This is a genomic window from Clostridium sp. SM-530-WT-3G (assembly GCF_012843905.1).
In the GTDB taxonomy this organism is placed as follows: Bacteria; Bacillota; Clostridia; order Clostridiales; family Clostridiaceae; genus Clostridium.
This window is the reverse complement of record NZ_JABAGC010000027.1, coordinates 1-20,849: the sequence shown is the minus strand read 5'-3', so window position 1 is coordinate 20,849 and position 20,849 is coordinate 1. Positions and strand designations below refer to the sequence as shown.

Sequence of the window (20,849 nt, the reverse complement as noted above, 5' to 3'; positions counted from 1 at the left end):
AAGCAAAGGATTCCATAATTAGAACCTCTTACTTTTCCTTTATATTTTTATTACAATAAGGACATGGAATTTGAGCATTGTTTTCCAAAGCTGATTTTTCGATAAATATTGGTTTATTACAATGTGCACAATTTATTTCAGTATATTCATCTTCAATATCATTTAATTCATCTATTGATACTTCCTCAAATAGCTCATCCTGAATACCACTTACATCCTCATCTAAATACTGCATTTTTTCTTCCATGGCTTCTTGATTGACAAAAAGCTCCTCAATTTTATCGCTCATTGTATTTAAAACTGAAAATATTCCTTCAAAGCATTCCTTATATTCTTTATCTTGTACTTTTGATAAAGATATTTTTAGATTATCAATTTCTTTTCTAAGCTCTTCCATATCTTTCACTTCCTATACTTTAAATTTTTTGTATATACAAATAAAGCTGCTAAGCATATCTGCCTAGCAACCCCATCTAATATAATACTAAACTCTTTCCATGTATTCGCCAGTTCTAGTATCTATTCTTATAACGTCTCCTTCGTTAACGAACATTGGTACGCTGATTATAGCACCTGTTTCAACTGTAGCTGGTTTTAAAGCATTAGTAGTTGTATTTCCTTTTACTCCTGGTTCTGAGTGAGTGATTTGTAATTCAACAAAGTTTGGAGCTTCTACTGAGAAAGCTTCTCCCTTGAAGAATTTGATTGTAGCAAACATGTTTTCTTTTAAGAATTTGATTGCTTCTTCAACTTTTTCATGGTTTAAAGGAATTTGTTCAAAAGTTTCTTGATCCATGAAGTAGTATAATTCACCATCATTATATAAATATTGCATTTCTTTTCTTTCAATAACTGCTTCTTGTAATTTTTCAGTTGGGTTGAAAGTTCTATCTACAACTCCTCCTGAAATTACGTTTCTAAGTTTAGTTCTTACGAATGCTGCACCTTTACCTGGTTTAACGTGTAAGAAATCTGTTACCGTAAACACTTGTCCATCGAACTCAAAAGTAGTTCCTTTTCTTAAGTCTCCTGCTGATATCATAAAATATCCCTCCAAATTTATAAAATAATTACAATGCAAATTTTAAACTTAAATATTAATTTAAATACTTAGTCGTTGACATAACAATGATATTTTATCAAAAGACAGTGATAATTGCAATTATTTCTGCTTAGTTTCTACTAAAAAAATTGCAGATTTATTGTCTAAAGTGTCACTCAGTTCCATACATTTCTAAAACAATAAATTTTTCTTCATCATTTTTTACTATGTGATACGATGTTATTTCATATTTCTGCAATTTAGTAAGCTGATTTAATATATTTTCACTATCTCCATTCACCATCACTTCTACCTTCCATTTTTCTGTATCATTGCTAGCACCTATAAGGCTACACATTTTTAAACGACTTACTTCATCATTTAGTTTACTCAAAGTTTTATATTTTATACTCGAATCTTTATGCATCTCTTCAATATTATTTATTTCTTCTCTTTGTTTAGAAAATTTGTGGTTTATTTCTACTTGTATAAAAGATAATAAAGCAATAATAATACAGGCCAACCTAATAAATATCTTATTCATAATTATCTACCTTTAGCTCAAAACAGCCATCATGCTTAAGCTCAATCTCTTTTACTTTTAACACTTTCTTATCACTAATTTTATCTACATTCAACATCCCCTGTACAACTACACTTCCACCAATACTTGTTACATCACATTCTTTAACGTCATCTGAAAATAAAACTTCTGCAATATTATAAATATTTCTTGAATAACTGTCTCTTTTGTCACTATATGATTCTATATTCAAATTTTCCACAGGTTTATGGTTATTTTTATATATTGAATCAATATTTAAGGGAAGATAAATCAAATTAAAGCACAATAAAATCAATAAAATTTTCTTTTCATTTTTAAAATTATTATTGTGAATTTTAGTGATAAAGTTTTCTGGGATAAATCCTTTATTCTTAATATAATTTTTCATATATTTGGTCCTTTATATTTAACTTTATAAATCTTATATTATTTTCATAAGTATCTACATAATTTATAGATTCATCTATATATACTTCATCTTTTATTTGCTGAAGCTCTATTTTATTTATTATTTCATCTAAATTAGAGCTTATATAATTACAAGTAATAAGTCCTCTTTTTATATAAACAAAGTAATAATTTTTACCTATTTGAATAATTACTCCACATGTAAGCTTTTTATTTTTCATTCTTTTAATCATCACTTCTCTTATGAAAAATTGTATTGGAATCACTTGAACATCTTTAGCTTCCTTTATAAGTTTTTCAACTTTTTTCTTACCTTTTATTGAATAAATAGATAACAATCCTTCTGTTCTTATTCTTTCATAATCATATAATATATCCCCATTTTGTGGGAATATGTTTTTTATCTTTTCATCAATAAAATTTTCTATTTTCCCTATACTTTTATCAACTTGAAATATTTTTGTGAAAAGAGGCTCCTCTAAAATGATAATTTGCATTTTTGAATTATTTGTATCAACCACATTACTTGTATTATAAAAGTCATACTCATTATTTTTGTATAAATATGAATGTTGCTTTAACAATATCTTAACCTTATTCATTTGTCCTCCTTTAATAATTTCTACAATTAACTAATCATATTTCACATTCTTTTCTTCAAAAACATAACCTGGTATAAGTATCACCTTATTATCTTTTATTTTATAATCTATATCTCTATACCTTTCTGATTTATTTTCTGAACAATACTTTAATATAAACCTCTGAGTTTCAATACTATAACTTATTATACTTTTATCAACTGAAGGCAATTCAATGATTCTCAAAATCTCCTCTATATCAAAATTTTCTTCGTCAGTCTGACTTTCTTGAATCTTTTTATTTATCAGCCTCATAAACTTGTAAATTACCGCCTCTTCTCTTCTACTTATATTATATCTATCACTATGAATATAATTTAAAGCCTCAAGCTGAATACTATAATTAGTCATTTTATAATACATACATCCAAGCAAACTTATTAAAGAAAGTATTATTACAGAGCTTATAAGTGCAGAACCATTCTTTTTTATATACACGAAATAAACTCCTTTCCATAATTATCACATATTATTAAATAAATAAGGTTATCTTTTTTCTTAATACTCATATTTGATATATTACCAAGCATCTTATTTTCATTTAAAAACCTTCCCCATTCATCATATGTTCTTACCACTATGGATTTGTTATGAGATTTATATACTATTGCTTTATTCTTCACTTCATTATCAATGTATTTCGAAAATCTGATTTCCTCATCAGAACAATTCACTGAATTTATATTTCTTTCTCCTATAATATTCTGTAAAGAAATATAAAAATTTTGAATATCATTATATTCTTTGACTAACTCTGCATTATCAAGATATGCTTTATACATAATAATAGTTAGATTCAAGCCTTCACTTAAAATTATTATAGTCATAAAAATATAGAGTAATGATTCTATTACGCTGAATCCCCTTTTATATTTATTCATCACACGTCCACCAGCTCTTATCAAACTCATCAGCAATATTTATATTTATACAATCTTTCTCAATATTTGAATATACTCTAAACTCTATTTTTTCTTCACTTTGATTTATAATTTTAATAACTATATCATTTCCCTTTTCAAGTTCATAAATTTTTTTATCTGTAAGGCTTCTTCCTAAATTCTCATCATATTTAAGATGTAATTCACCGTTTTCAAATAAATCATCTAGTTGATTTTTATTTAAATTGTATTTTATCTCTCGCTCTAAATTCACAATATTTCTCATAACATCTTCATTTATAATTCTTTGTTTTATAAATTTACTGCTTTCAATGTGGCAATTTACAGCAAACGCAGCTGCAATACTTAATATCATAATTCCTATAGCCGCTTCGATTACTAAACTTCCTTTCATTCTCTTACATCTATAAATATTTATAATTTATCAACTCCTCATTAATCATCAAAATTAATATAGTCAACTCCAACTCTTATCTTTATACTTTTCACTTCATTAAAGTAATTTTCAAATTGAATAGAGCCAGCCTTATTTATCCTTCCAGATGAATCTATTGGAAATGATATTTCTTTACTGAATACTTTTATATCACTTGGAACTGTTACAAACTTAGAAGCCTGTGAATTATTATATGCATAATATATATTCTTTTTAGATGGTGTTATAATTAGACTTCCAGTCTTATTGCTAGTTGCACTTTTTAATTTTGCATATGTTATAAAATTGTGTACCTCATATAAGAATCCTTCATATTCAATATTTTTATAAATTTTACTTTCGAATCTTCCCATAGCCGCTACTCCTGAGAATAAAGTCAATATAATAAACAGTACTATTATAGTTTCAAAGAGGGTAAATCCTTTTTTACTCATCTTACAGACCTCAATTGAAGACTATCATATAAAGGAAGTACAAACACTCCAAGAAAAATCACAATGCCTATTGCCATAATTAAAATAAATGCTGGCGTTATAAGAGATAAGTATTTTTTTATCTGCTTTGAAATTTCATCTTCCATACTTTCTGCAATCTCTTTGAACCCTTCTGAAATAGTACCACTTTCTTCTCTAATACTTATCACTGTTAATGTATACTTTGATAATATGTTACTTTTTTTAAGTGCATCTGTAAGTCCTTTACCCTTTATTAAATCCTTATTTATATCTTTTAATTTTCCATTTAAATATTGTGGACTTATACTATCCTCACAAAATATAAGACCTTTGGAAATATTTATTCCTGTACTGAATAATATAGAAAATAATAATACTGTTATATATTCAATTATCTTTTTAACTATTTTAACTCTTATAAACATTTCAACATTAATTTTGGAATATAGGCATTTAAATATCAGACATAATACAGTTCCCCAGCATAATATAGAAAAAATAGTAATATACACATTACGTTCAAAAAATATTTTTACATTATATAAAAAGGTACAACTTGGAGGAGGGCTTACATTTATTGATTTATAAATTTCATAAAAACTAGGATTTATCTGTTCTATAAGAATAATAATTAAAGCAATTATAGATAAGAGTACAAATACCGGATAAATACATGCATTTTTTATAGATTGTGCTATATTCAAGTACTTTTCATAAAATAAACTTATACCACAAAGAACCTCATATAGCTTCCCTGTATTTTCTCCTATTGAAATTAGTCCAGTAAAAAATTGAGGATATAAATTATCAAACTTTTTAAAGCTTTCGCTTAATGTTAATCCTTCCTTCATATATAAAGCTACCTTTCGAAGACTTTGCTTATATTCTTTATTAGTTATGGTTTCACTAATCAGTTCTATACCATCATGTATAGATATTCCATCATTATAAATCTGTCCTAGATTTTTTGAAATAATAATAAGATGTTTAATAGATACTCTTTTATTATTCATAGGAAAGTTCACCTTCAATAAATTTATCATAGTCTTCTTTGGATATAATTCCGTCATAAAGCATCATATTAAGGTTTTTTCGCATTCCTTCATTTGAAAAACAAGATACATCTTCATAAATATGCTTTAACTTTTCCTTTTCATTTCTTGATAAAAAATATATGGAACTTACTATCTTCCTACCCTCATATCCAGTATAATTACATTCTTTACATCCACATCTTTTATATATTTTTCTTTCCTTTAGAGAATTTTCCTTATCTTCTTTCTTACATTTTTCACATAATACTTTAATTAATCTTTGAGATATTATTCCACATAAAGCATCCTGAAGCAGGTAATTTTTCACTCCCATATTTTCTAATCTCAAATAAACTTCTCTTGGTGAATTGGCATGAATTGTAGTAAAAACCTTATGACCTGTAATAGAAGCTCTTACTGTAATATCTGCAGTTTCTTCATCTCTTATTTCTCCAACCATAATTACATCAGGATCCTGTCTTAATATGCTTCTAAGACCACTTGCAAAGGTCATATCTGCCTTCCTGTTTAATGCTACCTGATTTATATTGGATAAATACACTTCTACCGGATCTTCTAGGGTTGTAATATTGATACTCCCTGAATCGAGTTCATTAAGAATTGCGTATAAAGTAGTAGATTTTCCAGAACCTGTGGGCCCATTTATAACTACTAGACCTGTATTTAAATTAACCATTTTTCTTATTACTTTAATCTGTTCTTCATCAAAACCTAAATTTTCTAATCTATAATTAAAATTATTGCAATATAATATTCTTATAACAAGCTTTTCTCCATATATTACTGGTATAGATGAAATTCTAAGATCATATTTTATTTCTTTATATTTTAAAATTATCTTTCCATCCTGAGGCTTTCTCTTATCTGTTATGTCCATTCCAGCCCTAATCTTAATTTTAGAACATAATCTTGTGTATATATCATTTTCTATCTTGTTTACAATGCATAATGTCCCATTAATTCTATATCTTATAGATACATATGACTCCATTGGTTCAAAATGAATATCACTAGCCCCTCTTTTAATGGCATTAAAAATTATAGAATCATCCATTTCTTTATCATCTTCGCCAAATACAGAATTCAAAAGCTTCATATAATTAATTTCTGAAATTTTCTCAATTATGACTTCTTTATCATATAAAAATCTTATATAATCCGAAACATCTTCATCTGCATAAGTCATAATAAAAATATTATCTTTATTTTCCCTAAAGGGAAGTATCTTATATTTACTGCATATCTCTTTATTCAGGCTTTTGGCAACCTTTAAATCTAAATTATTTATTCCATACTCTTTTATTTATATCACCTCAATTTTAAAAAATTATAGCTTAATAATATCCAATTACATAATCTTTTATTCATATTTCCCAGAAAATTTAACCAAAAAAGTCAGTTCCGAATATCCTTAATTCAAAACTGACTTTATTAATATGATACTATTTTATATACTCTACAAATGTATAATCTGTTCCTGTATCTTCAATACGGCTTATAGTTCCATCACTTGAGTATTTATAAATCTGCTGCCCAGTACTTCCTCTTTTTTTGGAACCAATAAACAATACATCTCCATTATCATCTAATGCTAATCCCTTTTCCACTTCAATAATAGCCGGAAAATCATATACAACTCTCTTAATACCATCTGTTTTTAATTCATAAAGTGATTCAACATTATCCTTACCCTTTCCAATGGCATAATATTTATCATTAGATTTCACTACATCTTTTATTTCATCCATAGTAGAACTTAATTTCTTTACATTCTTTGTATCTTTATCTATAACCATAATAGTTCTCTTATTTTCTAATGTTATTTGAAGAAATAGTATATCATTTTCTGTTGCTTTTAAATACGCTAAAAACCCTTCATTAATCTTATACAATAATTTTTCTTTATCTTCTTTTAAATCATATGTAAATAATCCATTTATTCCATCATTACTTACTCCATAATAAATAAGAGTATCTTTATTATACCAATCATATAGTGTCCCCGATATAGTTACATTTGAATTTATTTTTTTCTCTGTATTGTTAAATGTATTGTAAATTTTTAGTTTAAGTCCATTATCCTGTATAAAATATGATATATATTTCCCTTCCTTAGATAATTTCAAACCACTTATATCATTATCTTTTATATCATATTTATTTCCTTTAGACACAAAATATTTTCCATCATCATTTATACCTATATAATTTGAACTTTCCTTATCATAAGCTAATATAACCTTATCCACATCCATTTTTAAGTATTTTCCATCATCATAATTATATAGATTATATTTCCCTTCTTCGCTCTTAAGCATAGCTCCTGGATTTAATGATATCTCCTCTGTTACATTACTTGCTGCATCAGCTTTATTTGAAGCTGTTGAACATCCAAATAAGAACAGAGGCAGAACAATGAAGGCTATTATACTCAAATACTTTCTTTTTATTAGTACCATTTTAAATCCCTCTTCTTTATAATCAATTATTTCTTTGTATAAGCCCACTCAAATCAAACTACCATTAAATATTTGAATCTAATTCTGTCTTACCTTCAAAAGATACTTCTGCTGGTCCTTTCATGTATACATCATCACCTATTACTTCTATTATAAGCTCTCCTCCTGGCGCTTTAACATGTATTTCCTTATCCTTATCTACAAGACCTAATTTTTTTGCTGCTACTACAGAAGCTGAACATCCTGTACCACAAGCTAAAGTAAATCCTGCACCTCTTTCCCATGTATTAACTCTTATATGAGTATCATCTATTATTTTTACAAAGTTAATATTGCTTCCTTCCTTAAAATACTTATACTTTTCAAGTGCTGAACCTTCACTTATAACATCATATTCTCGATTATCTTCAAAAATAACTGTATGAGGTACTCCCATAAGAAGTGTTGTAACTTTGTATGTTCTATCATTTACATTTATTTCTGCATTTATTAGACTGTCAACTTCATTTAATGGTATATCTTTTGCTTCATATGAAGGAACTCCCATATATACTCTTACATATTGAACTTTTTCACCATCTAATATTATCTCAATTACTTTAACTCCATCTCCAGTTTCTACAGGAAATTTAGTTTCTGTAACTATTTTGTGTTCATATACATATTTACCAAAACATCTTATGGCATTACCACACATATTAGCTCTAGATCCATCTGCATTTATTATTACCATTTTTGCCTTTGCAACTTCACTTTTACGCACTAAAACAAGACCGTCTGCTCCTATTCCAAAGTGCCTGTCACATAATTTAGCTGCTAACTTACATTCTTCTTTAATTTCATTATTAAAATCTTCAACAAATATAAAATCGTTTCCTGCACCTTGCATCTTATAAAAATCCATCTTACTTCCCCCAGATCTATATTTTAAAATAAACTAAATATAATTTATTAATTTTGCCACTCTTAAATAATAAAAGTATTATGACAAAAATACAATGGTTAATATAATTTTTTATCATTTTTTAATATTATATACATTAAATGTAAATTATTTTCTAAAACATTACTTTCTTGACTATTTTCATATAATTGATAATAAGCACTTTAAAATGTTATACTATTCTTAATTCCACTAAGAAAGGATGACTTAAAATGGCATTAGATGGTATATACTTACATAGCTTAGTTAATAATTTAGAAAAATCAATTGTAAATTCAAAAATAGATAAAATAAATCAACCTGAAAAGGATGAAATTATTTTAACCTTAAGAAAAGAACGTAAAAATATAAAGCTCCTTATTTCTTCTTCTCCTAGATTTGCAAGAATCCATTTAACAAATACAGTCAAGGAAAACCCAATCAAGGCTCCTATGTATTTAATGGTTCTTAGAAAATATATTTTAGGTGGAAGAATCACAAAAATTAATCAATTAGATAACGATAGAATTGTAGTATTAGAAATCGAAAACAGGGATGAACTTGGCTTTGACAGTATCTATTCATTAATAATTGAAATAATGGGAAGACACTCTAATATAACTCTTGTAAGAAATAGAGATAATAAAGTTATGGAATCCATAAAACATATTACTCCAGATATAAACAGTTATAGAGTTCTTTATCCTGGAGTAACATATGTTTATCCTCCAAAATCAACCAAGCTTAATCCATTTACTACAAAATATGATGAATTTAATTCATACATAAGCAATAATTCTATCGAATTTGATGAAAAATTTTATTCTAATACCTTTACAGGTGTAAGTAAGCTCTTATCAAGTGAATTATATTATAACATTACTAATGTAAATTCTTCACCTACAAGAAGTGAAATTTATGAAAATCTTAAGAATTTTATAGAAAATTTAGATTCAAATCTTTCATTTAATATATATACAAATAAATCAGGTATTTTAAAAGACTTCTATTGTATAAAATTAAATACATTAAAAGATGATTATAATTTGATTCCATATGATGATCCAAATACACTTATGGATGATTTCTATAGTAAAAAGGATAAGCAAGATAGACTTCAAAATAAGTCAACTGACCTTCAAAAGCTTATTCATACAAATATAGAAAGATGTCACAAAAAATCTAAAATATTAAGAGAAACATTAAAAGAATGTGAAGAAAAAGAATCATTAAGAATTAAAGGAGATCTTTTAACATCATTTATATATACAATAAAGAAAGGCGACAAGGAATGTACTCTTCTTAACTTCTATAATGAAAATGCAGAAGAATATATGACTATTGCTTTAGATCCAAATAAAACTCCTTCTGAAAATGTTCAAAAATACTATAAAAAATATAACAAGCTTAAAACCTCAGAAGAATATGCAAAAGTTCAGCTTGAAAAAAATTTAGAAGAAGAAGAATATTTAAATTCAGTTCTTACTAATATATTAAATGTTGAAAGCTATGATGAAATTGACGAAATAAAAAAAGAACTTATTGAAACAGGATATATAAGATTCAAGAAAAATGGTAAATCTCCTAAAAAACAAAAAACATCAAAGCCTCATCACTTTATTTCAAGTGATGGAATTGATATTTATGTAGGTAAAAATAATCTTCAAAATGATTATTTAAGTTTAAAATTTGCAAATAAAAATTATTTATGGCTTCATGCCAAAGATATACCTGGTTCTCACGTAATAGTATGTTCTTTTGATGTTCCAGATACCACTTTAGAAGAAGCAGCTATAATAGCTGGTTACTACAGCAAAGGTAAAAATTCTCCTAAGGTTGATATTGACTATACAAAAGTTAAAGAACTTAAAAAGCCAAATGGAGCCAAACCTGGAATGGTAATATACCATACAAATAAAACAGTATTAATAAATCCTGGTGAATTTGATAATGTAATGAAAAAATTATCATGTGCAGAATAATATTTAAATCAATATAATTTCTTCTAATTTATTTAATGACTTAGCAATTAAAATCATAAAAAAGTACCTATAATATACCAGACATCAAGAATGTCTTATTTATGGGTACTTTCTATAATTTATTATTAGGAGCTTTTAAATATATTATCACATAACAAGCTCAAACTTACTAAGAGCTTCTTCTAAAATTTTAACATTATTTTCGTAACAATCTTTTTTCTCATTTTCAATAGATATTATTATTGCATTTATAAGACTTAGGGGACCAGCAAATGACCCTTTGAAAACTGAATTACTGATACCAGCTGAAGCCTTAAGTGTAATATCAGCATAAGGCACTAATGGTGATAACATATTATCCGTAATTGCTATAGTTTTTGCTCCTCTGTTCTTTAAATGAGTAAATATATCTACTGTACTTTTAGAATATCTATCAAAACTTATTCCTATTATAACATCCTCTCCAGTATCTCTATTAATATGCTTAGGAATCTGTTCAATATTCTCTAATAAAATAACATTGTTAAACATCAATTCCAAATAATATTTAAAGAATATAGCAAGAGATGCTGCACTTCTCCTGGCCACAATATATATTCTTTCTGCATTCACAAGAAAATTTACTGCTTTCTTGAGTTCAAATATATTAAGTTCTTCCATAGTATACCTTATATTATTAACATCATCTTCAAATACTTCATATAATTTTCTGTTTGTATCACTTTCTAATTCATCTCTAATTCTAATTCTCTCGATTGATTCTACTTGTTCCTTTATAGTTTCCTGTGTTTCCTTTAAAAAATCTGGATATCCCTTATATCCTAAAAAAGTTACAAACCTTGTTACTGTAGCTATACTTACTTCAGAAAGGTTTGCTAGTTTTTCAACAGTCAAAAAAGGTATGGTGTTTGGATGCGATAAAATATATTTTGCTATTTTCTCTTGTGCTTTACTCATTGAAGACATCTTTTCTGCTATTTTTTGATATACTTGAGCCATAACTATATTCCCCCTTTTCCAATTTAATTACCATTAAAATTTTATTAATTATTTTATATAGGCTAAAAATAAAAAGGTATCAAAAACTAACGTTTTTGACACCTTTGTCGCTAAATATCTTTATAAATACTTTACCATTAAAAAACTTTATTGTAAATGTATTTTCATAGCTTTTCACTTTTTCTTATTTTGTAAACTCTTATTCTTAAATTTTTTTATTTAAGAATGTTTTTATATATATAAACTTAATATATTTTACTGAGATATTATCTCATCATTTCATGAAGTAGTGTATCCCCATCATTTTTAATTATGTCATTATGGAAATATTGATAGTAATAACACTTAATCTTACCATTATATAATTTTCTATTTTTTGTTGACTTCATACCAAATGTTTTTTCAAATGGTTCAAATGAAGTTAAAATATTGAAATCCCAAGTGTCTAATTTCTTTTTAACTCTTCCCATGTGCTTATATAACTCTATAAGCTTCTTTCCTTCACCTATTCTTTCACCGTATGGTGGATTTGATACAATAAATCCATGTTTTCTAGATGTTGAAAACTCCATAAAATCTCTCTTTTGGAATTGAATATATCTATCTACTCCAGCTTTTTTTGCATTTTCCATAGCTACCTTAAGAGTTTTATAGTCAATATCATATCCTATAATTTTTAAATCCTTATGTTTTTCTGAATTTCTAGCACCATCTCTCACACTTTCAAATATATGCTTAGGCATTGATGGCCATGTTTCACAGACAAAATCTCTATTTACTCCAGGAGCAATATTAAGCGCTATCATAGCTGCTTCTATTAAAATAGTCCCTGAACCACAGAATGGATCAATAAGCTCGCAGTCATCTCTCCATCTTGATATTAATAACATAGATGCAGCTAAAGTTTCTTTTAATGGAGCTATACCAGCAAGTTCTCTATATCCTCTTTTATGTAACCCTGGTCCTGTTGTATCTACTGTTAACGTAACAACATCTTTAAGTATTGCAACTTCAATCTTATAGACTGGACCTGTTTCACTAAACTGTTCTATTCCATAACTTTCACTCATACTTTTTACTATAGCTCTTTTAACTATAGATTGACAATCTGGAACACTATGAAGTGTTGACTTAATAGATTTACCAGTAACGTGCATAACTCCATCAATTGGAATCAATTTGCTCCAGTCTACATTTTTAGTTCCTTGGAATAGTTCTTCGAATGATCTTGCTTCAAATTCTGCCATTTTTATAAGCACTCTATCAGCAGTTCTTAAATGAACATTAGCAATAGCTATATCCATTTCATCACCCTCAAAAGTCACTTTTCCATTTTCTATTTTTAAATCTTCATATCCTAAAGCTCTTAATTCCTTTGCTGTTATACTTTCTATACCAAAAGTACTAGTAGCAATTAAGTCGTACATCATATTTTTATTCTCCTTCTATTAGTTACTTTTATTTTCAAAAATCTTAACAGAATCCTTTCCATCAATTTCCTTTAAATCAACAGCTATTATTTCATTCTTAGATGTTGGTATATTTTTTCCTACATAATCCGCTCTTATAGGAAGTTCTTTATGTCCTCTATCTATTAATACTGCAAGCTGAATTCCTTGTGGTCTGCCCACATCTATAATTGCATCTATAGCTGCTCTTACAGTTCTACATGTATATAAAACATCGTCAACTATTATTACTTTCTTATTTTTAATATCTGTACCTAAATCAGCACTTTTAACTTCTGGAGCTTCTTCAGTTGTTGAAAGATCATCTCTGTATAGAGTTATATCAACATACCCTACTGGAACTTCATTACCCTCTATCCCTTTTATATATTCTGCAATTCTTTCTGCTAAAGGATAACCTCTTGTCTTAACTCCTATTAATACAATATCCTCTACACCTTTATTTCTTTCAATTATTTCATGAGATATTCTTATTAAAGTTCTATTTATAGCTTTTTCATCTAATAATATAGCTTTTAAATTCATAGTTACCTCCTAAACTTTCCACATAAAATATTCTTATAATATTTTTTAAAAAATACTACATAAGTACATTTATAATAAGTTAATCATTACATTTCATTTCTTAATTTATCCAATATTTTTGTAAAGTACTCTGGTAAATCTGTAGTAAACTCCATATATTCTTTAGTTCTTGGATGAATAAATCCTAAAGTCTTTGCATGAAGTACCTGACCTTCTACTTTAATTTTTTGTCTTTTAAATCCATAAAGGGGATCACCTACAAGAGGAAATCCAATTGATGCCATATGAACTCTTATTTGATGGGTTCTACCAGTTTCTAAAACACATTTTATAAGTGTAAATCCATTAAATCTTTCAATAACTTCATAATGAGTCACAGCTCTTTTTCCATCTTCAACAATGCCCATTTTAAGTCTATCTTTTTTATTTCTACCTAAAGGTTTATCAATAGTACCGCTATCATTCTTTAATCTTCCTTCAATAAGAGCATAATATTCTCTTTTCATAGAGTGATCTTTAAGTTGTTCTGATAAAAAAGTATGAGCTTCATCATTTTTAGCAATAACTAAAACTCCTGAAGTGTCCTTATCTATTCTATGTACTATCCCTGGTCTTATAACTCCATTAATGCTAGATAAATTTTTACAATGATATAATAATGCATTTACAAGAGTTCCATTATAATTTCCTGGTGCAGGGTGTACTACCATTCCCTGCGCTTTGTTTACTACTACAACATCATCATCTTCATAAATAATGTCTATAGGTATATTTTCTGCTTCCACATTTAGAACTTCTGGTTCTGGAAGTATAACTTCAATTTCATCAAGGGCCTTCAACTTATAATTGCTTTTAGGAATTTTTCCGTTAACCTTAATGCTATCCTTTTCAATTAGTCCTTGAATAAAAGATCTAGATTTTCCTTCAATAGCATCACTTAAGTATTTATCTATTCTAGTTCCTTTATCTTTTTCTTCAACTATAAATACAGTTTTATCCATTAGTTAAACCCTTTCTTCTTATATTCTTTAAATATTATAATATAATACTTTTTAAATGACAATTAACAATTATTTTTTCCCTCAATAATAAAACCCCACTTTCTTTTGAAAATGGGGCTTTGTTTTAAAAACTAATTCTCTACAAAAAAGCTTTTAATTTCTTCTAAATCATTTATTTCATCTTTAACTTCTTCCTCATGAGGAACAATTTCTTCTACTGTTGGAACAGTTTCTGAAATATCAGCTGCCTTTTCTTGAACATCTTCTTCATCTACTGGTTCTGAAACATTATAATTTTTAATAAAATCTTTTTCTAAATCATCAAAAGTTTCTAATTGAGTATTCATGAAATTTCTATATTTTGCTCTAAATTTTATAAACTCTTGTTTAACTCTTTCATACTCATCATTAATTTCAACAACATCGTTATGGGCTTTATCTAAAATCTTCTGCGCACTTTCATTAGCATTTTTCATTACTAATTCAGCTTCTTTTCTTGCAGAATTTTTTGCTTGCTCAGCAGCATTTTGTGCTAATAATAAAGTATTTTGAATAGTTGACTCAATTTGTGAATAATGTTCTACTTTTTCATTTAAGCTTTGAATTTTTTCTTTTAAGTGTGTGTTTTCCTTAAATAATTCTTCAAAATTATCAACAACTTCATCTAGGAATTCATCTACTTCTTCAGGGTTATATCCTCTAAGTCCTTTTTTAAATTCCTTATTATTGATATCCATTGGAGTTAACTTCATATTTTTCACCTCTACTATGTGTATTTTTTTATTATAATTTTAATCCTGCCACTTTTACTATTACCAATCTCTTCGCCTAATATAAATTTACCGCTTCCTCGTATTGTTATCCTCTGCCCAACCTTAAGTTCTTGACTTTTATCTTTTATCTTTGAATAATCTACAAGTACCTGCCCTTGATCTATGAACTCTTGAGCTTTTGATCTCGATATATTACATATTTTAGATACCAGCCCATCAGCTCTTAATGAAGAAACTAGTATAACTTCCTCTTTAAATTTAAATTGTGGAAGTTCATTAAAATCATTTAATACTTCTACTTTACATGATGTTTTTCCTATTTTATCAATATTATATACAAGATAATCTTTTATGTCTTCATGAACAGGTACATAACAGTTATTACCTTCAACTAATAAATCACCAATTTTATTTCTCTCTATCCCTAATGCTAATATTCCACCTAAATAATCTCTATGAGATAAATTTGAGAATTTAGAATTATGAGATATTTTTATAAGAAACATAGGATATGGAATATCATAAATATTATTAAAAGCTATCATTCTTCTTTCTGCTTCTTCAAAAATACCGTTACATTCAACTTTAAATGATTTGCTTCCAGTATTTATTTCAAACCACTTCCATATATTCGGCGGATAAAAATCACTTCCAAATACAGGTATATCTTTATTCCTAGCCAATTCATATTTTTCATACAGGCTCAAAGCTTCAACTTTATCAGTATCACTAAATGTTTTGCTAATTACTTCTTTTATACTCATTACAATACCGCAACTAATATCATTCTTATAAAATCCATAGCTAATAATGCAATAATTGGAGAGAAATCAATTGGCATATTGGATAAGAATCTGTATTGAAGTCTTCTAAACGGTTCTAAAACTGGTTCTGTAATCATGTGTATAATTTCTATAAATTTGTTGTATCTAATTTGTGGTATCCAGGAAGCTATACATTCAATAAGTATTGCTATTTCAAATATTCTAAATACACTATCAACAACGTTATATAATATCATAAAACCACCTTATTTAGACCAGTTAAATAAAGCCTTAGAACTAATTTCATTTCTTAATTCATTAGTTACTTCAACATTTGAAGGTGAAAGAAGGTATACACCTTTTTCTATTTGTTGTAATTCCCCTCCTAATGCATAACATGAACCACTAATAAAATCTAATAATCTTTGAGCAATCTTTAGTTCTAATGCAGTAGTATTTACTAATACTATTCTTCTATTTTTTAATGCTTCACAGATTTCAGTTGCTTCTTCATAATCAACTGGCTTTGTAATTGTAACCTTAATTGATGAAGATGTATGAATATTAACTACCTTATTGTTATTTATATTTTTTTTACTTGTAATAACAGGTTCTATTGAATCCTCTTCTTCACCTGTTTCACTTTCATATTCTTCATCTTCGTAATCTTCATAATCTTCGTACTCATCAAACCCTAAAAAAGCTTTAACTTTTGAAATAACATTATTACTCATTTTCATTTCCTCCTGTATTATAATTTCTTTCCCCAAAAATCCCAGTTCCTATTCTTACAAGATTGGAACCTTCTTCAATTGCTATTATATAATCATGAGTCATACCCATGGATAATACTTCCATACTGATATTCTTAAATTTTCTATCCTTAAGACTATCGAATATTGCTTTTGTTTTCTTAAAATAAAATCTGTTACTTTCTTCATCGCCTTGAGGTATTATTACCATAATTCCTTTTACAAGAACATGGTTACATTTTTCTATTTCCTGTATAAATTCTTCAAGGTCTTCTTCATACACTCCACTTTTACTATCTTCTCTGCCTATATTAATCTGAATAAGTGTATTTGCAGTTTTACCTGCTTTCTTAAATACCTTTTCTACCTGATTTAGTAAACTTATACTATCAAGTGAATGAATAAGATACACTTTATCAACCAAATATTTAACTTTATTTGTTTGAAGGTGACCTATTAAATGCCATCTTACATCATCATGAAAGTTTTCAGACTTATATACAAGCTCCTGCACCTTATTCTCACCAAAATCTCTCATTCCACATTTATATGCTTCTTCTAAGTATTCCAATGGTTTTGTTTTAGATACTGCTAAAAGTTTAACTCCATCTGGAATTGTTGATTTAAGTTCTTGAATATTTTCTTTTATTCCCATTGTTTAACACCTTATTTCAACTATTCTTTTTTGTTCATTTAATTTATATTCTATATAAAACTCTAATTTCCTTTAAAAAATTTAATTTATTTTGAATTTGATTTCTCATCTCGTTCCATAAAGGATACATTTCCATTTTGTGAAGATGCAGGCATGGATATTTTTTCACTTTCTTCTATATTTACATGTAACTTTCTTACCATAAGTTCTCTTATATGACTTCCTTCTGCAAGTAATGCTGCCTTAAGTTTTTCAGGATCGCCAATCGCATATATTTTAAATGGTGCTGATTCACGATTTCCATCATCAAACTGAATAAAAGCCCAGGCACATACAGCTCCAGACCATGGTACAATTCTATGATTATTCACACATATAGCTTCTGCCCCTGCCTGTCTCAGCTCATTTATTATAAGTGCCATATCACTATCATGAAGAAGCTTACTCATAACATCAGATATATCTTCTTTCGTTACATTAGTCGTTCCATCATCTATCGTAAGAATTATACCAGGTCCTTCAACTTCCTTACTCCCTGTAAACATACTATAGTCATTAATTTGTTCCTTCATATCTTCCAATATTTTATTATTTTTTTCATCATCATATTTATATTGATTTATTTTTTCAGTAACTTCTATATTATTATCCTTTAAATCACCTATCTCTTTATAAAGCCGTGTTCTTTCCTCTACTGCATTTTGATATTCAGAAGTATTAAGTTCATTATGAGAGGTTATTGCATTAAAATTAAAATTAAGTGAAATCAACATCCCCAATAATAATGTTGCAATAAAGATAAAGAAATTTGCTTTATTTTTTTTCATTACTTCACCTCATTTAAGCATCATTTAAATTTTCTTTATCTCCAAGTCCATCATTCTCCACACTTTTCTTTCTGTTTTTAAACATTTCTATAAGCTGTCTTCTTATTATAGCAAAATTATTAAAAATTCTACCACCAAATACAATAACAGCAGCTATATATATTGGAATCCCAAGCTTATCGCCTAAATACGCAAGAAGTGCGGCAAGTAGTGAATTTCCAAAGAATCCCGAAATAAAGATATCCGGATGAAAATTCTTTGAAAGATTTGCCCTTATGGCTCCAAAAACTGAATCTAAACACGCAAGAATTGCAACAGACATATATGGAGAAAATTTATCTGATATATTTATATCTAATACAAAGCCTAATATAATTCCTATTAACAATCCAATAACTGCAATCAATTTATCTCGCTCCTATTCCTTAACTGATTTTATATATTCACTCTTAAGTGATTGAGTAGATTTTCCTATAGCTATTTCATCTTCTGTTTTTACTTCTATATTATAATTAGGAAGAGCTAGATATTCTAACGACCCTGGAAATGATACTCCCACATTAAGTCTTCCTTTATCTCCAATAGCTTTTATTACTATCTTTTCTTTAGGATATATACGTCCTACAGAGCCAATTGATATCCCATTTCCCGCAGTCTTTATTCCAGTCTGTGGTGTTATTCTTATATCATTAATACTTATTGCTTCTGCACCAGAATACCATAAAAGATTAACTAAATGAATTATTTCATCTTCACCTAAGTCTCTGCTTGTATCTATAGAATTAGAATTAAAAATAGATGTCTTAGGAGTTATTGTAATGACTATACCAGGTCCCTTTACATCTACAACACCCAAATGCATTCTCGCATCATCAAGTTGACTTTTTATTTCTTTGTTTACATTACCATCTTTAGTAGCTACTTCTTCAAGTTTCTTTAATTCTTCTGAAAGTTTTGAGTTAGTTGCACTTAATTCTTCTTTTTCTTTTCGCAACGTTTCAACTTCTGAAATTATACTATTCTGATCAAAACCACTTATGTTCCCTGTATTTTTATTGGACAGAACTTTAAACTGATATGCTAATAAAAATCCTAATAGGGCACAAACTAGTGCAACGAATATTTGTGATTTAGATATTTTCATTTTACCTATATTCCTTCCTGTTAACTATTTGTTTATTCCTTATAAAAAATTGGGGAGCCATCAAATCCTACATCTACATATCCTTTTTTTATTGATATTTCAGGATTTTCTATAATATGAATTAGTTTATTCATCTTTTCAGGTATATTATCATCATTACCTAGCTTACCTTCAATCTCTCCAATATATACTTTTATATTCATCAAATCAGTCATATCAATTGAATCAATATTAAAACTACTCGTATTGGCTTTTGCAATTTCCGAAAAAATCTTTAATACTTTCATAACCCTATGATTATCTGAAATTTCATTTCCAAGACTTACATTATTCATATCAAGCCCTACTATATTTATAAGTTTTCTATTATCAACATTATCTGTTTTTTCAAGCAAAACTCCTTCATCACTTAAAACATAATATTGCCCATCTTCTGAAGAAGCATCATACATTCCTTGCTTTTCAGTTATTTTTATATTTATTTGTTTAGGAAATACCCTTGTTACAGTTACATTTTCTACATATGGATTTTTCTTTGCTTCTTTTATTATGTCACCTTCATTTATTAAAAAAATATTCTGTCCTAAAAGATATTCAGTATTAGCTTTGACATCTTCTCCACTCATAATTGGATTTCCAAGTACTGATACTTTTTTTATTGTAAATACATCAGATCTAGTAATAAAAACCCCAATCCCAATGCATAAAATTATAGCCATAATAATAAGTCTTCTAATAAGCCTTTTTCGCCGCGCCTTTAATATAAACTTATTATTTACTACTTTTTTCTTTCTCTTTTTACTCTTATTTACTTTTACCATTTACTTACCTATCTCTTATAATCTAAATTACACATAATCCTTCACTATAATTTCATATATAATAATAACACTTTAGCATGATATTTTCATTAATTAATTTCCTATTGTAAATCTTTTTTCAGTATATTGTATATTTTTCTCATTAAATTAATAACTCATTAATTTAATGAGTTATTTACTTGACTTGTGCATTAATTTGAGAAAATTTACCATTGGTTTTTAATTCATGTTTTACCATTATAATTTTTTTAT

The 20,849-nt window shown here is 27.3% G+C and carries 27 protein-coding genes; 1 reads left to right on the top strand and 26 read right to left on the bottom strand.

Annotated elements, in window-relative coordinates; genetic code table 11:
- Positions 1-28 precede the first annotated feature (28 nt).
- The 13 genes from HF850_RS10375 to dapF form a co-directional block, all read right to left on the bottom strand.
- Entirely contained in the window at positions 29-397 is a 369-nt protein-coding gene (locus tag HF850_RS10375) for a CD1247 N-terminal domain-containing protein (RefSeq protein ID WP_169105371.1), read from the bottom strand.
- A gap of 87 nt (positions 398-484) precedes the next feature.
- Positions 485-1,042, bottom strand: a complete 558-nt coding sequence (gene efp, locus HF850_RS10370) for an elongation factor P (protein ID WP_169105370.1) — start codon at positions 1,040-1,042, stop codon at positions 485-487.
- Positions 1,043-1,214: 172 nt separating this feature from the next.
- Entirely contained in the window at positions 1,215-1,586 is a 372-nt protein-coding gene (locus HF850_RS10365) for a hypothetical protein (RefSeq protein WP_169105369.1), read from the bottom strand.
- Complete coding sequence (locus tag HF850_RS10360; RefSeq protein ID WP_206151648.1) at positions 1,579-1,827, bottom strand: hypothetical protein; 249 nt, start codon at positions 1,825-1,827, stop codon at positions 1,579-1,581. The genes HF850_RS10365 and HF850_RS10360 overlap by 8 nt, the downstream gene beginning before the upstream one ends.
- Positions 1,828-1,978: 151 nt before the next feature.
- On the bottom strand, positions 1,979-2,617 hold the full coding sequence (locus HF850_RS10355) for a hypothetical protein (protein WP_169105367.1): 639 nt from the start codon (positions 2,615-2,617) through the stop codon (positions 1,979-1,981).
- A 30-nt stretch (positions 2,618-2,647) separates the two neighbouring features.
- Positions 2,648-3,094 (bottom strand): hypothetical protein, encoded by a 447-nt coding sequence (locus tag HF850_RS10350; protein ID WP_169105366.1) that lies wholly within the window; start codon positions 3,092-3,094, stop codon positions 2,648-2,650.
- On the bottom strand, positions 3,085-3,537 hold the full coding sequence (locus tag HF850_RS10345; protein WP_169105365.1) for a hypothetical protein: 453 nt from the start codon (positions 3,535-3,537) through the stop codon (positions 3,085-3,087). The genes HF850_RS10350 and HF850_RS10345 overlap by 10 nt, the downstream gene beginning before the upstream one ends.
- Positions 3,530-3,952, bottom strand: a complete 423-nt coding sequence (locus HF850_RS10340) for a hypothetical protein (protein WP_169105364.1) — start codon at positions 3,950-3,952, stop codon at positions 3,530-3,532. Before HF850_RS10340 ends, HF850_RS10345 begins: the two co-directional genes overlap by 8 nt.
- 41 nt (positions 3,953-3,993) lie before the next feature.
- Positions 3,994-4,428: a prepilin-type N-terminal cleavage/methylation domain-containing protein gene (locus HF850_RS10335; protein ID WP_169105363.1), complete on the bottom strand. Its 435-nt coding sequence runs from the start codon at positions 4,426-4,428 to the stop codon at positions 3,994-3,996.
- Positions 4,425-5,462: a type II secretion system F family protein gene (locus HF850_RS10330; protein WP_169105362.1), complete on the bottom strand. Its 1,038-nt coding sequence runs from the start codon at positions 5,460-5,462 to the stop codon at positions 4,425-4,427. Before HF850_RS10330 ends, HF850_RS10335 begins: the two co-directional genes overlap by 4 nt.
- The gene (locus HF850_RS10325; protein WP_169105361.1) at positions 5,455-6,690 is read right to left on the bottom strand and encodes a GspE/PulE family protein; all 1,236 of its coding nucleotides are present in this window, start codon (positions 6,688-6,690) and stop codon (positions 5,455-5,457) included. The genes HF850_RS10330 and HF850_RS10325 overlap by 8 nt, the downstream gene beginning before the upstream one ends.
- Before the next feature lie 256 nt (positions 6,691-6,946).
- Positions 6,947-7,963 (bottom strand): hypothetical protein, encoded by a 1,017-nt coding sequence (locus tag HF850_RS10320; RefSeq protein WP_169105360.1) that lies wholly within the window; start codon positions 7,961-7,963, stop codon positions 6,947-6,949.
- A 64-nt stretch (positions 7,964-8,027) separates the two neighbouring features.
- Positions 8,028-8,867 carry a diaminopimelate epimerase gene (gene dapF, locus HF850_RS10315; RefSeq protein ID WP_169105359.1) on the bottom strand — a complete coding sequence of 280 codons (840 nt, stop codon included), beginning with the start codon at positions 8,865-8,867 and terminating at the stop codon, positions 8,028-8,030.
- Between the two features lie 251 nt (positions 8,868-9,118).
- Between dapF and HF850_RS10310 the strand changes: the two genes are divergently transcribed.
- Positions 9,119-10,867: an NFACT RNA binding domain-containing protein gene (locus HF850_RS10310; RefSeq protein WP_169105358.1), complete on the top strand. Its 1,749-nt coding sequence runs from the start codon at positions 9,119-9,121 to the stop codon at positions 10,865-10,867.
- A 147-nt stretch (positions 10,868-11,014) separates the two neighbouring features.
- Here HF850_RS10310 and HF850_RS10305 read toward each other — a convergent pair whose 3' ends face one another.
- The 13 genes from HF850_RS10305 to HF850_RS10245 all read right to left on the bottom strand — a co-directional run bounded on the left by HF850_RS10305 (position 11,015) and on the right by HF850_RS10245 (position 20,597).
- The gene (locus HF850_RS10305; protein WP_169105357.1) at positions 11,015-11,866 is read right to left on the bottom strand and encodes a MurR/RpiR family transcriptional regulator; all 852 of its coding nucleotides are present in this window, start codon (positions 11,864-11,866) and stop codon (positions 11,015-11,017) included.
- Between the two features lie 266 nt (positions 11,867-12,132).
- A complete protein-coding gene (locus HF850_RS10300; protein WP_169105356.1) occupies positions 12,133-13,296 on the bottom strand; it encodes a class I SAM-dependent RNA methyltransferase in 1,164 nt (387 codons plus the stop codon).
- A gap of 18 nt (positions 13,297-13,314) precedes the next feature.
- On the bottom strand, positions 13,315-13,860 hold the full coding sequence (gene pyrR / locus HF850_RS10295) for a bifunctional pyr operon transcriptional regulator/uracil phosphoribosyltransferase PyrR (protein ID WP_169105355.1): 546 nt from the start codon (positions 13,858-13,860) through the stop codon (positions 13,315-13,317).
- 86 nt (positions 13,861-13,946) lie between these two features.
- Positions 13,947-14,861, bottom strand: coding sequence for an RluA family pseudouridine synthase (locus HF850_RS10290; protein ID WP_169105354.1), 915 nt, complete (start codon positions 14,859-14,861; stop codon positions 13,947-13,949).
- A gap of 131 nt (positions 14,862-14,992) precedes the next feature.
- Positions 14,993-15,613: a DivIVA domain-containing protein gene (locus HF850_RS10285; RefSeq protein WP_169105353.1), complete on the bottom strand. Its 621-nt coding sequence runs from the start codon at positions 15,611-15,613 to the stop codon at positions 14,993-14,995.
- A 14-nt stretch (positions 15,614-15,627) separates the two neighbouring features.
- Positions 15,628-16,392: a YlmH/Sll1252 family protein gene (locus HF850_RS10280; protein ID WP_169105398.1), complete on the bottom strand. Its 765-nt coding sequence runs from the start codon at positions 16,390-16,392 to the stop codon at positions 15,628-15,630.
- Positions 16,393-16,397: 5 nt separating this feature from the next.
- On the bottom strand, positions 16,398-16,655 hold the full coding sequence (locus HF850_RS10275) for a YggT family protein (protein WP_169105352.1): 258 nt from the start codon (positions 16,653-16,655) through the stop codon (positions 16,398-16,400).
- Positions 16,656-16,664: 9 nt separating this feature from the next.
- Entirely contained in the window at positions 16,665-17,132 is a 468-nt protein-coding gene (gene sepF / locus HF850_RS10270; RefSeq protein ID WP_169105351.1) for a cell division protein SepF, read from the bottom strand.
- Positions 17,125-17,805 carry a YggS family pyridoxal phosphate-dependent enzyme gene (locus HF850_RS10265; RefSeq protein ID WP_169105350.1) on the bottom strand — a complete coding sequence of 227 codons (681 nt, stop codon included), beginning with the start codon at positions 17,803-17,805 and terminating at the stop codon, positions 17,125-17,127. Before HF850_RS10265 ends, sepF begins: the two co-directional genes overlap by 8 nt.
- Before the next feature lie 86 nt (positions 17,806-17,891).
- A complete protein-coding gene (locus HF850_RS10260; RefSeq protein WP_169105349.1) occupies positions 17,892-18,632 on the bottom strand; it encodes a DUF881 domain-containing protein in 741 nt (246 codons plus the stop codon).
- Between the two features lie 13 nt (positions 18,633-18,645).
- Positions 18,646-19,038 (bottom strand): small basic family protein, encoded by a 393-nt coding sequence (locus tag HF850_RS10255; protein WP_169105348.1) that lies wholly within the window; start codon positions 19,036-19,038, stop codon positions 18,646-18,648.
- A gap of 12 nt (positions 19,039-19,050) precedes the next feature.
- Complete coding sequence (locus HF850_RS10250; protein WP_169105347.1) at positions 19,051-19,776, bottom strand: DUF881 domain-containing protein; 726 nt, start codon at positions 19,774-19,776, stop codon at positions 19,051-19,053.
- 32 nt (positions 19,777-19,808) lie between these two features.
- The gene (locus HF850_RS10245) at positions 19,809-20,597 is read right to left on the bottom strand and encodes an FtsQ-type POTRA domain-containing protein (protein WP_169105346.1); all 789 of its coding nucleotides are present in this window, start codon (positions 20,595-20,597) and stop codon (positions 19,809-19,811) included.
- Positions 20,598-20,849 lie beyond the last annotated feature (252 nt).